Raw genomic sequence first — 12,476 nt, 5'->3', positions numbered from 1 at the left:
TTCTCCTTATTTATCAAGATAGATATTAAATCTATCTGTAATCTCTTTTAATTTATCTAATTTTTCAACTGTATTTTCTTTATCTACCATTCCTAATTTTACTAATAATGCATTTATTATTACAGTTCCTGGAACAAATGTATAAGCTTTCTCTCCATTTTTAGTAGTTAAAACTAAATCTGAAATATTTCCTAAAGTTGAATCTTTTTTATCTGTAATAGTTATTACTTTATTTCCATGCTCTTTAAAGAATTCTGTAACTTGATAAGTAAAATTAGTATAAGGGTGGAATGATATTGTAAGTAGTAAGTCATCTGGTTGAGTATATAGAAGTTTATCTGTAAAGTCTGATGCTCCAGATATCATCAGTTCAACACCTTCTCTAAACTCTTTTAGCATAAAGTATAGATAGTAAGCTAAGGCATAGGATCCTCTTGCTCCTAGAATATATAATTTTCTACTACTATTTATCCAATCGACTGCTTGGTCTAAACTTTTTTCAATTTCAAAGACATCCATCTCTTGTAATAACTCTATATTAGTATTAATCATTTCTTGTAATACAGAGCTGCTGTCATCTCTTTCAGTAATACTATTTTTTAACCCTTTCATATATGAAGTTTGTTGTTCTACTTCTTTTTGGAAGATTTTTTGAAAATCTGGATAACCTTTAAATCCTAAATTTTTAGAAAATCTTGTTATTGTAGCTGGACTTGTTTCTGTCTCCTTAGCTAACTCATTTATTGAAATAAAAGATATTATACTTTGGTTATACTTTATGTATTCAGCTATTTTTTTGAAGCTTTTACTAAAAGAATTATAGTTATCATCTAAATACCTCAATATTTTCTTCTTCATAAATTTCCCTCTTTCTTATTAAAATTATAATTATATATAATTTATTATATTCCATTATAAAGAGAAATGCAAAATAATTTTTACTTTTTTGATAATTATATTACCATTTTATTTTCAATAGGTAGCTCCTCTACTATGCTATTATTAAAAATATTTTCAAGATATCTAAAGGTATTATCTAAATTACTTGTTCTTATAGTCACATCGTTTCCTTTATATGAAAATTTTATGTTAAATATTTTATTTCTACCAGTTACTTCACAAATTAATTTCGCTCTTTCAAAAGAAGTTTCCCATTTTTTATTTTTTATTAATATTTTCATATGAACCCTCCAAATTTATATTTAGAAATAGATAACTATATTTATAGATATATATTATAACTTTTTTAAAAGAATGTCAATATTTTTTTAATAATCCTTTATTTTATAAAGTTTTTATTGCTATTTTCCAAAAAATATATTATAATTATTTATATATATAAATAGGAGGTAATGTTATGGATTTTAAAACTTATTTAAAAGTTAGAAGAGAAGCTCTTGGAATTAGCCAAAATAAATTTGCAAAAATGGCTGGTATTACTCAATCATATTATAATGGAATTGAAAGAGGAGAGGTTAAAAATCCACCAAGTGAAGAGATTTTAGATAAGTTTGTTAGTCTATTACTTCTTACTCCTTCTGAGGGTGAAAAATTAAAATATCTTGCAGCTATTGAAAGAACTCCTGCAATTATTTTAAATGAAATAAAAAGATTATCTGATGAAAAAGAACTTTCTAAAAGACAAGTGATAAAAGATATTTCCAATAATAATACTCTTGTTCCTCTATTTTCTAGAATTAGTGCTGGTATAGGTGTTATTACTGATGAAGAACCTATTGATTATATCTCTCTTCCAGGAATAAAAAATACTGAAAATGTCTTTGCTATAAATGTAAAAGGGGATTCTATGGAACCTACTATAAAAAATCAATCTATTATCATTTGTAGACAGGGTTCTGAATTAAGAGATGGAGAGGTTGGAGCTTTCTTAGTAAATGGAGAATCTTTTGTTAAAAGAATAAAAGTTACTAAAAACTTCTTTGCTCTTTTAAGTGATAATCCTAACTATCAACCAATATATGTTTACCCACAAGATGAGTTTAAGGTAATAGGAAAAGTTTTAAAAGTTATCAATGATGTTAGATAAATATTAGAATTTAAGAGATTAGAATAACTCAAGAATGACTTTTGTTCAAAAAATAAAAAAAGGAAAAAATTTACTGTAATGACTATTGTATAATCGCTAGCGATTGGAAGTAAATTTTTTCCTTTTGTATTATTAATAACTATTCAGCTAATAAATTAATTTTAGAAAACTCAAAGAATTGTGTAATTTATGAAGAGAAGTTAGATTAACTCAGCGAAATTGAACGCTAAAAAATGCAATAAGTTGAAGACTCACCCCTTGCATTTTTAGTGAGGTAAGCTCATAGTTAATCAACTTCTTGGAATATGGAACACTTCTTAGTTTTCTTTTGAAGTCATAAATAACTAAGCTAGTTACCTATTTATCTCTATTTCCTATATAATCAGCTAAATCTAAAAGAGTTTTACTTCTCTCTTCTCCAAATCTAGCTCTTATAATACTCTTAGCTTCTTCTATTGTTTCAGATAATAATTTCTTACTTTCTGCCATTCCTAGAATAGATGGATAAGTAGATTTATCATGCTCTAAGTCACTTCCTACTGGTTTACCAATAGTTTCAAAATCTCCCTCAATATCTAATATATCATCTTTTATTTGAAAAGCAAGTCCAATTAATTCAGAATATTTTGTAAGTACTTCTCTATCCTCAATAGAAGCATCAGCTATTACGCAAGCTACTTCCACAGGTAATTTTATAAGCTTTCCTGTCTTATGTGCATGCATATATCTCAAAGTTTCTAAATCTATTTTTTTACCTTCACTAGCAATATCTACCATCTGTCCACCAATCATTCCATTGATACCAGCATAACTAGATGTAAGTTTTACTATTTCAACTATCTTCTCAGCTGAAAGATGAGAGTTTTTCTCAGTAAGTACATAGAAAGCATGTGTTAAAAGAGCATCTCCTATAAGTATCCCCTCTGCCTCTCCAAACTTTTTATGAGTAGTAAGTTTTCCTCTTCTATAATCATCATTATCTAAAGCTGGTAAGTCATCGTGTACTAAAGAGTAAGAGTGTATCATCTCAATAGCTGAAGCTGTAGCTAGCCCTTTTTCTCTTTCACACCCTAAAATATCCAAAGTCATAAATAGAAGTATAGGTCTTAATCTTTTTCCACCATTTAATACAGCATATTTCATTCCTTCTGCTATAACCTCTGGATAAGTTAGCTCTCCTAGATACTTATCAATTCCATCTTCTACTAATTTTTTTCCCATTCCAAGATACTCTTTAAATAACATCTTATACCTCCTCAAGTAGTATTTCATCATCTTTCTCTACTACTTTTAAAACTTTTCCCTCTGCTTTATTTAATAAGTCAGAAGATTTTTTTAATAATTTCATAGCTGTTTCATACTCTTTTATAGAATCAGCAAGGGATAAATCTCCACTTTCTAATCTCTCTATTATCTCATCTATCTCTGCAAGATTTTCTTCAAACTTCATATTTTCTCCTATCTAGTATAGAAAGTTATACATTTTTTTCCATATTTTCTTTCATCAGCTTTTTTGTACTCTCCTACAGTATCAGCCATCTCTTCAAAAACATGGTGTTCACATATTATTAGTCCATCCTCAGCTAAGATTTTATGTTTTTCAATAGCTTTCATAACCCTTGTACACACCTCATCTTTATATGGTGGGTCCATAAAGATTATATTAAATTTTTCTCCTTTTCTTCCTAAGATTTCAATAGCTCTTAATACATCATTTTTATAAGCTCTACATCTATCTTCATAACCTAAGTTATTTACATTTTCTATTATATATTTTAGAGCTTCAGCATCTTTCTCTATCATCACAGCTCTCTTGGCTCCTCTACTTAAAGCCTCTAAAGATATGCTTCCACTTCCACTAAATAGATCTAAAAATACAGAGTCTGGTACATATGGAGCTATTATAGAAAATAATGACTCCTTCATACTTCCTAATGTAGGTCTTGTATCTGTTCCCTTTCTACTCTTTATTCTCTTATTCTTTGCATCTCCTGCAATTATTCTCATCACATCAACTCCATTAATAGATAAACATTGCATCTCCAAAACTGAAGAAATGATACTTTTCTTTTACAGCAGTTTCATATACACTCAACATAAACTCTCTGCTTGAAAAAGCTGATACTAACATAAGTAAAGTAGATTTTGGTAGGTGAAAATTTGTAATAAGAGCATCTATAACTTTAAACTCATATCCTGGATAGATAAATATATCTGTACTTGCCTTTTGAGCAATTACTTTTCCATTCTCATCTACTGATGATTCCAATGCTCTTGTACTTGTAGTTCCTACTGAGATTATTCTTCTTCCTTCAGCCTTTCCTTTGTTAATTATATCTGCTGCTTCTTGAGGTATCTCAAATATTTCCTCATGCATCTTATGGTCTAGCACATCTTCAGTCTGTACTGGTCTAAATGTTCCTAGTCCTACCTCAAGAAATATATCTACAATCTTTATTCCCTTTTTTTCTATCTTTTCTAAAAGTTCTTTAGTGAAATGTAGACCAGCTGTTGGTGCTGCTACTGACTCTCCTCTTTGAGCATACACAGTTTGATATCTCTCTTTTTCCTTTAAAGTTTCCACTATATATGGTGGTAATGGCATATTTCCTAGTTTATCTAATACCTCTTCAAAAGCTCCTTCATAGGTAAATTTTAAAACTCTATTTCCATCATCTTTTATCTCTATTAGTTCAGCTACAAGTTCACTATTTTGTCCCATATATAGTTTTTGTCCAAGTTTTAATTTTTTAGCTGGTTTAAGTAGACACTCCCAAGTATCTAGATTTATTCTTTTTATAAGTAAAATTTCCAACACTCCACCAGTCTCTTTATGTCCAAAAAGTCTAGCTGGAATTACCTTAGTAGAGTTTCTTACTAAGATATCTCCCTCTTGTAGATAATCTATTATATCATAAAAATGCTTGTGCTCTATCTTTTTATTAGTTTTATCTACCAACATAAGTCTAGCATGGTCTCTAGGCTCTCTTGGCTCCTGTCCTATTAACTCCTCTGGTAGATGGTAATCATAATCATGTAGTTTTGTAGACATTAATTTTCCTCTCTTCTCTTTCCAATTACTACTCTATCTATTCCACCATAATCTTTTACTATTGATAGCACATCAAATCCATTTTCTCTCATAAAATCAGCTACTTTTTCAGCCTGATTATATCCCACTTCAAAAACTAAATATCCATCTTTTGTCAAAAACTCCTTAGCCTCTTTGGATATTTTTTCATAGAAATAGTACCCATCTCCATTGTCAGTCAAAGCATTTTTAGGCTCGTACTTCAATACCTCTGGCATGAGTTCCACATACTCCTCTGTTGGAATATATGGTGGATTTGAAACTATCAGATTAAATTTTACATTTTTGTATTTCTCATCTCTTAAGATGGAAAAAACATCTGACTTAAGAAATTTTACATTAGTAGCCTCATTTATATCTCTATTTTGTGTAGCTACCTCTAAAGCTCCCTCACTTATATCTAGTCCTAACACATGAGTATTAGGTAACTCTTTAGCAAGTGATATGGCAATAGCTCCACTTCCTGTCCCTATATCCATTATCTTAGGACTAGGTAGCTCATTTACAAGATATTTGCATTGCTCTACCAATATCTCCGTATCAGCTCTAGGAATAAGAACTCTCTCATCTACTTTAAATGGATATCCATAAAATTCCCATTCTCCAAGTAAATATTGTAAAGGTTTTCTCTCTTTTCCTCTAGCTACTAACATCTCTCTTATTCTATTTTTATCTTCCTCTTCTATCTTTTTATTTAAATTCAAAGTAAGTGTCACTCTACTTACCTTTAAGATATGTGCAAAAATATATTCAGCATCAAGTCTTGCATTAGGTACTTGATGTTTCTCTAAATATTCAATAGATTTTTTGAGCAAATCATAATTTTCTTCTTTATAGTTTTTAGTATCTAACTCTAAATCTCCCTTTTTTCTATAAGTTCATCAAAACCTATTCTACCTCTTGCCATCTCCCTTAGGTATTTTTTTATTGTATCTTTTTGTTCTGTTGTAAGCTCCATATCAAAATATGCATAGAGAGTTATTCTATCTAATTTTAAAACTGCTGCTATAAGTTTTTCACTTTCAAGACGGGGTTTTGAAAAAGAGTATTTTTGCAAATACTCTTTTGAAAAATTTAATATTTCTAACAGATTCATATTACTCTTCTGATGCACTAGCTAACATCTCAGCTTGGTTGAATGTGATAAGAGCATCTATCATCTCATCTATGTCTCCATCTAAGAATGCATCTAATTGATATACAGTGAATTTAATTCTGTGGTCTGTAATTCTTCCTTGTGGGAAGTTGTATGTTCTGATCTTTTCAGATCTATCCCCTGTTCCTACTTGAAGTTTTCTTTCACTCTCTACTTGACTTCTTTGTTTTTCGCACTCCATCTCATATAGCTTTGATACTAAGTGCTTCATAGCTTTCTCTCTATTTTTTAACTGAGATCTCTCATCTTGACATTGTACTACTATTCCTGTTGGTAAGTGAGTAATTCTAACAGCTGAGTCAGTCATATTTACGTGCTGTCCTCCAGCTCCTCCAGATCTATATGTATCAATCTTAAGGTCTTTAGGATCAATTTTTACCTCTTTTACATCTTCTACCTCTGGTAATACAGCTACTGTAGCTGTTGATGTATGTACTCTTCCTGCTGATTCTGTTTCAGGTACTCTTTGTACTCTGTGTACCCCAGATTCAAATTTTAATCTTGAATAAGCTCCAAGCCCATTGATACTGAATACTGCCTCTTTTATTCCTCCAATACCAATCTCTTGTTTTTCGATTATCTCTACTTTCCACTTTCTTCTTTCTGCATATCTATTATACATTCTGAATAGGTCTCCAGCAAATAGAGCAGCCTCATCTCCACCTGCTCCTCCTCTGATCTCTACGATAACGTTTTTGTCATCGTTTTCATCTTTTGGAAGTAAAAGAATTTTTAACTCTTTTTCATACTCAGGTAATTTTTCCTCAAGCTCTTTTTGCTCTTCGTTCATCATCTCTCTCATATCATGATCTTTTTCATTTCTGATATTCTCTTTTATAAATTGTAAATCCTCACTAAGAGTTTTATACTCTTTATATTTTTCTACAAGTGGTGTTATATCAGCTAATGCTTTATTACATTCCATCATTTTCTTTGGATCAGATAAAATCTCTGGGGATCCTAACATCTCATTAAGCTCATCAAATCTTCTTACAACTTCTTCTAACTTAGCGAACACTTTCTTCTCATCTCCTTTTCTACACTATAACTTAATAATTATATCATATTTATCTAAAAAAATCAATGTAAGGTAATATTCCTTGTCATTTTTAAAAGGTATTTTTTATAAAATTTAAACAAAATAGGGATATTGTAAAATTTTAAGTTACAATATCCCATTAATATAAAATTATTTAACTAATTTAAAATCATCTATAAATTCATTAATATATTGAATTACATCTTTTAAGATTCTTTCTCCTAATTCTTTAGTAGAGTTTTTAGGATCATACGGTCCTATCCATCCATTAGAAACAACATCTTTAAAGCTTCTCACAATTTTTACATTTCCGTTTTTATAATTTAAAAGTGAAATATATTTATTTGTTATCTTATCTGATAAATCATTTATTTGTAGTGGTTCACAATAAGCTAGATTTACAGATTTCTCATCTACTGCCATAGCTACACTTGTTTCTTGAATATCTCCATGTCCACCATCATAATCTGGATTTAATAATTTTGCTAAATTCCACCAATCAATAGTAGCAATAAGTCCACCTTTTTCATAAGTATCCAATCCCACTTGATCAAGGGCAGCAATATTTCCACCATGTCCATTTACAAAAATAAATTTCTTTATTCCATGTTTTAATAAGGAATCTACTATTGAATTCATAACTCTTATCAAATTTTCTGTTCCTATATTAATAGTTCCTGGAAAATCTTTAATAGACTGGCAATTTCCATATGGTATAGGAGGTAATGCTAAGATATCCTCTCTCATACTTAACTCATTAACAATATAATCTGGAATTATATAATCAGTCCCTAATGGTGCTTGTGCTCCATGATACTCAACACTCCCTATTGCTATCATAGCAATTGGTTCTTTTTTAATAAGTTCCATTGCATCTTTTGCTGGTACATTACTTATTTTCATTTTCCCCTCCTATTTATTCTCAGAAAAATTTACATTATATAACTCATAAAAACCTGTTGGATTTATTGTAAAGTTTTCAATATCTTTTTGTGTTGCCACATTTTGACTTTGATTTACTAAAGTTATAATAGGTAAATCCTCTTGAACTATCTCTTGAACCTTTTTGTATGCTTCCATTCTTTCAGCTTGATTTGTTGATGTTCTAGCAAAATCTAAAAGTTTATCTACTTCTGGATTAGAATAAAATGATCTATTACCAGGTCTACCATGAGCAGATGTATGGAAAAGTGGATATAATCCATAATCAGCATCTCCTGTAACTGTTACCCATCCTAATAAAAACATCTCATGTTCTCCTCTAGCTGTTCTATCTATATATGCTCCCCATTCTAATGTTTCTATTGTTAAATCTATTCCTATAGCTCTAAATTGATCTTGTAAAATTGTAGCTATATCTTTTCTAATATTATTATCATTAACCCAAATAGTTGTTTTAAATCCATTAGGATATCCTGCTTCTTTCATTAATTCTTTAGCTTTTTCAATATTATATTCATAATTTCTAGCTTTTTCATTATATCCTGGAACTAATGGTCCTATTGGTGCATTTGCTTTACTAGCTGTCTTTTTATATACAACATCTATTAAATCTTGAGTATTAATAGCATAAGCCATAGCTTGTCTCACTTTAGGATTTGTAAATGGTTCTTTTAATGTATTTATTCCTATATAAGCATTACCTAAAGATTGCTGCATCAAGAAGTTAAATTCTCCATTCTCTTTTATCCTATCTATATCAATAGGATCTATTTCATAAACTATATCAACCTCTTTTGTCTCTAAGGCAATAGATCTATTTGTTCCTTCTGGTATTACTCTAAATATTACATTCTCAACTGGTGTTTTTCCCATAAAATAATCTGGATTAGCCTTTAAAGTAACTCTATCTCCTGATTGCCAATTTTCAAAAACATATGGTCCTGTTCCTATTGGATGTTGACCATATGAATCACCTTTTTCAAGTACAGCTTTTTTATTTAAAATAGCTGCTCCTGGATGAGATAAATGGCTAAGTAATGGCCCAAATCCACTTTTTGTTATTACTTTTACTGTATATTCATCTACTACTTCAATTTTTTCTATTTCTGTTACTAAAAATGCTACTGTTGGTTGTTCTTTCATTCTTTCAATTGAAAATTTTACATCTTCAGCTGTTAATTTTTCTCCATTATGAAACTTAACATCTTTTCTTAAATGAAAAATTGTAGTTTTCTCATCTATATTTTCCCAGCTCTCTGCAAGACCAGGAATAATATTTAAATTATCATCTTTTTCTACTAATTCATCATATACTTGTTGATATACTCTTACACTTGGGGTATCAATAGCCTTTTGAGGATCCAAACTTCTTGTGTCTGCCCCTTGAGCTACTATTAAAGTATCTTTTTTTTCTATTTTTTTCTCTTCTTGTCCACAAGCTAAAAATAACATTGATAACACCAATGATGATACTAACAATTTTTTATTCATAATTTCTTCCTCCAATATGTAATAAATAATTTTTACAATTATATCACATTTTGGAATTCATGTAAATTTTTTTTATTTTTATTTAAAAATGAAAATAATTTCATTTTTTAAAATTTATCTTTATACTTTCTAGCCTTATATTGTAAATATCTTGGAGATATTCTTCTTAAAAAATTGATAAGGGAAGTTTTGTCAATGGCTGTTCTTCTAATATCAAATAAATCCTTAGTAAATATTCCACTTCCAGTGTCAGTAGATACAGCAAAAGAGTATCCACACTCTTTGACCATCTCCACTACCTCTTTTCTTTTATGTCCATATGGATAAGCAAAAACTTTTAATTTTTTTCCAAGTCTTTTCTCTGTAATCTCCTTATCCTTTACTATCTCCTCTCTAGCTCTCTCATCATCTACATCAAAAAAACTCACATGAGTAAGAGTATGTCCCCCAAACTCTATGTGACCACTATTTTGTAACTCCATAACCTCTTCATCACTCATAAGGTCAAATCTCTTTTCATTGTCACTCTCTACTGTCCATCTATTATAATCTAGTCCTGACACTAAAAATATAACTGCTTTCATATTATATTTCTTCAACAAAGGATATAGAATAGTATAGTTATCTTTATATCCATCATCTACAGTAAGTATGATATATTTTTTGTAAAATCTATTTTGTAATCCCCTCTTGCCCTTGAACCAAATATAATTATCTCATCTATATTAGGGTAGAGAAAATAGAGAGTTTTTAATTCTTCATAATATTTAGCTACACTTCATATTCTTTATCCTCTCTTTTTGTTATATATTTTATTAATCTATTTTCTCTAATATTCCCTTAAATATTTCATCTAACAAATTAAACCTATTTTGATATAAAGACCTTTTTCTAGATGGAATCTCTTCTATATTTTTTCTCTCTAATTTTTTAGGAAGTAACCACATTCCGTCTTTTTCCTCTCCATCTAAACTTGCCCAAAACTCATCATAGTTAGCATGGACTTTTCCCTCTTTTCTCTTTCTATAATGGTCAGAAAAGTATATATGTTTCTCTCTGCTCACTCCTAATACTCTATACTCTGGAAAAAGTAGATAAAGAATCTCTAATACCAATCTTTTAGGAAAAACTCCATACATATTTTTAGTAGCCTCTTTTATAAGATTAATGTCTTCTCCCTTTTCTAATCCTTGTAATCCCCCTATAATTATACTATCTTCTAAAAAACCAAAGGTAAGTTTAGCTAGTGGTTTATCTTCAAAATTATAACAAACTAAGGTAAACTCTCCCTCTTTTTCATAAGATGTATACAAATTTAAAGAAAGCTTGTACTCACTATCATTTTTCCCTTGAAAAGTACAAAGTTCTAATTTTCCCTCTCTATATAGTCTATCTAATAATCTCTCTGGAAATCTTTTATCTAAAATTCTATAAGATGTAGTTATGGCTTTTACTTTATCTCTATTTATTAATGAATTAGTCAGATATGGTCTATGTAATTTACTACATAAACTAGGATATCTATATACCTCATCTCTTAAGTATTTATGTGAAAGGATGAAATCAGCTATCTCTTTTGAATAACTATACATTAGGATATTTCTTCCAATATATTTTATGCCTTTTTTAAAATTATTAATTTCTCCCTTTCCCTTACCATTTTTCATAACTGAATAATATAATTTTACTCCTTGTAACATGTGCTCTCTCCTAGTAATTATTTACTAAATTCTCCCACATATATTATACCTGTAATTAATGACAACTTTTGTCATTTTAGGTGTAAATTATATTACTTTTTTGTTACTAAATTCACTTATTTTTAATCCTAAACCTCTTGACTTACTTCTATTAAATATTTGCCATAATCAGTTTTTAATAGTGACTCTGCTAACCTTAATAAATCCTCATTACTTATCCAACCATTTCTATATGCTATCTCCTCTATACATGCCACATAGTTTCCTTGTCTTTCCTGTATAGTTTCTATAAAGTTAGATGCTTGTAAAAGATTTTTATGTGTTCCTGTATCTAACCAAGCAAATCCCCTTCCCAATAGATTTACTTTTAGAGTTTTCTCCTCTAAGTACAATCTATTTAAGTCTGTTATCTCTAACTCTCCTCTTTTACTTGGTTTAATACTCTTAGCTTTTTCTACTACACTATTATCATAAAAATATAATCCAGGTACTGCATACTTAGATTTTGGATTTTCAGGCTTTTCTTCTATTGAGATTACGTTTCTATTCTTATCAAATTCTACTACTCCATATGCTCTTGGGTCTTTTACTAGATAGCCAAAAATTTCTGCTCCCTTTTCTAATTTAGCTGCATTTTTTAAAATGGGAGAGAAAGCCTGTCCAAAGAAAATATTATCTCCTAAAACTAAGGCTACATTGTCATTACCTATAAAGTCTTCTCCTATTATAAAGGCTTCTGCTAAACCATTAGGTTTTTTCTGTACCTTATACTCTATCTTCATTCCAAGTTCACTACCATCTTGAAACAACTCTTCAAAACATCTTAAATCTCTGGGAGTAGAGATTATCAGTACCTCTCTTATCCCTGCTAACATAAGTACAGAAAGAGGATAATATATCATTGGTTTATCATAGATAGGAAGTATCTGCTTTGATATACTCTTTGTCATTGGATATAGTCTTGTCCCTGTTCCACCAGCTAATATTATCCCTTTCATTTTTGTACTCCT

15 protein-coding genes are annotated in these 12,476 nt (G+C 29.6%); 1 reads left to right on the top strand and 14 read right to left on the bottom strand.

What is annotated here, in order from left to right; translation table 11 throughout:
- Positions 1 to 6 precede the first annotated feature (6 nt).
- Both FMAG_RS02480 and FMAG_RS02475 read right to left on the bottom strand, forming a co-directional pair.
- Positions 7 to 858, bottom strand: a complete 852-nt coding sequence (locus FMAG_RS02480; protein WP_005883737.1) for a MurR/RpiR family transcriptional regulator — start codon at positions 856 to 858, stop codon at positions 7 to 9.
- A gap of 95 nt (positions 859 to 953) precedes the next feature.
- Positions 954 to 1,181, bottom strand: a complete 228-nt coding sequence (locus FMAG_RS02475) for a hypothetical protein (protein ID WP_005883736.1) — start codon at positions 1,179 to 1,181, stop codon at positions 954 to 956.
- Between the two features lie 176 nt (positions 1,182 to 1,357).
- Between FMAG_RS02475 and FMAG_RS02470 the strand changes: the two genes are divergently transcribed.
- Positions 1,358 to 2,047, top strand: a complete 690-nt coding sequence (locus FMAG_RS02470; RefSeq protein ID WP_005883735.1) for a LexA family transcriptional regulator — start codon at positions 1,358 to 1,360, stop codon at positions 2,045 to 2,047.
- A 357-nt stretch (positions 2,048 to 2,404) separates the two neighbouring features.
- Here FMAG_RS02470 and FMAG_RS02465 read toward each other — a convergent pair whose 3' ends face one another.
- The 12 genes from FMAG_RS02465 to rfbA all read right to left on the bottom strand — a co-directional run bounded on the left by FMAG_RS02465 (position 2,405) and on the right by rfbA (position 12,464).
- Complete coding sequence (locus tag FMAG_RS02465; protein WP_005883734.1) at positions 2,405 to 3,292, bottom strand: polyprenyl synthetase family protein; 888 nt, start codon at positions 3,290 to 3,292, stop codon at positions 2,405 to 2,407.
- A 1-nt stretch (position 3,293) separates the two neighbouring features.
- Positions 3,294 to 3,497, bottom strand: a complete 204-nt coding sequence (gene xseB, locus FMAG_RS02460) for an exodeoxyribonuclease VII small subunit (protein ID WP_005883733.1) — start codon at positions 3,495 to 3,497, stop codon at positions 3,294 to 3,296.
- Between the two features lie 8 nt (positions 3,498 to 3,505).
- Positions 3,506 to 4,087 carry a 16S rRNA (guanine(966)-N(2))-methyltransferase RsmD gene (gene rsmD / locus FMAG_RS02455; RefSeq protein ID WP_372460068.1) on the bottom strand — a complete coding sequence of 194 codons (582 nt, stop codon included), beginning with the start codon at positions 4,085 to 4,087 and terminating at the stop codon, positions 3,506 to 3,508.
- Positions 4,068 to 5,099 (bottom strand): tRNA preQ1(34) S-adenosylmethionine ribosyltransferase-isomerase QueA, encoded by a 1,032-nt coding sequence (queA, locus tag FMAG_RS02450; protein WP_005883731.1) that lies wholly within the window; start codon positions 5,097 to 5,099, stop codon positions 4,068 to 4,070. Before queA ends, rsmD begins: the two co-directional genes overlap by 20 nt.
- Positions 5,099 to 5,953, bottom strand: a complete 855-nt coding sequence (prmC, locus tag FMAG_RS02445) for a peptide chain release factor N(5)-glutamine methyltransferase (protein WP_261660690.1) — start codon at positions 5,951 to 5,953, stop codon at positions 5,099 to 5,101. Before prmC ends, queA begins: the two co-directional genes overlap by 1 nt.
- A 38-nt stretch (positions 5,954 to 5,991) precedes the next feature.
- Positions 5,992 to 6,234 (bottom strand): hypothetical protein, encoded by a 243-nt coding sequence (locus FMAG_RS13975; protein WP_261660689.1) that lies wholly within the window; start codon positions 6,232 to 6,234, stop codon positions 5,992 to 5,994.
- Between the two features lies 1 nt (position 6,235).
- Positions 6,236 to 7,312 carry a peptide chain release factor 1 gene (gene prfA, locus FMAG_RS02440; RefSeq protein ID WP_005883730.1) on the bottom strand — a complete coding sequence of 359 codons (1,077 nt, stop codon included), beginning with the start codon at positions 7,310 to 7,312 and terminating at the stop codon, positions 6,236 to 6,238.
- Positions 7,313 to 7,483: 171 nt separating this feature from the next.
- Positions 7,484 to 8,236: a creatininase family protein gene (locus FMAG_RS02435; protein ID WP_005883729.1), complete on the bottom strand. Its 753-nt coding sequence runs from the start codon at positions 8,234 to 8,236 to the stop codon at positions 7,484 to 7,486.
- Between the two features lie 9 nt (positions 8,237 to 8,245).
- A complete protein-coding gene (locus tag FMAG_RS02430; protein WP_005883728.1) occupies positions 8,246 to 9,766 on the bottom strand; it encodes a glutathione ABC transporter substrate-binding protein in 1,521 nt (506 codons plus the stop codon).
- Positions 9,767 to 9,873: 107 nt separating this feature from the next.
- Positions 9,874 to 10,422, bottom strand: coding sequence for a polysaccharide deacetylase family protein (locus FMAG_RS02425; protein WP_261660743.1), 549 nt, complete (start codon positions 10,420 to 10,422; stop codon positions 9,874 to 9,876).
- A 159-nt stretch (positions 10,423 to 10,581) separates the two neighbouring features.
- On the bottom strand, positions 10,582 to 11,466 hold the full coding sequence (locus FMAG_RS02420) for a VirK/YbjX family protein (RefSeq protein ID WP_005883724.1): 885 nt from the start codon (positions 11,464 to 11,466) through the stop codon (positions 10,582 to 10,584).
- 128 nt (positions 11,467 to 11,594) lie between these two features.
- On the bottom strand, positions 11,595 to 12,464 hold the full coding sequence (gene rfbA / locus FMAG_RS02415) for a glucose-1-phosphate thymidylyltransferase RfbA (RefSeq protein WP_005883723.1): 870 nt from the start codon (positions 12,462 to 12,464) through the stop codon (positions 11,595 to 11,597).
- Between the last annotated feature and the right edge of the window lie 12 nt (positions 12,465 to 12,476).

This window comes from Fusobacterium mortiferum ATCC 9817 (assembly GCF_000158195.2).
Taxonomy (GTDB): domain Bacteria; phylum Fusobacteriota; class Fusobacteriia; order Fusobacteriales; family Fusobacteriaceae; genus Fusobacterium_A; species Fusobacterium_A mortiferum.
Note: the sequence above shows the minus strand (reverse complement) of the source record. Positions and strands in the feature narration are given on the sequence as shown.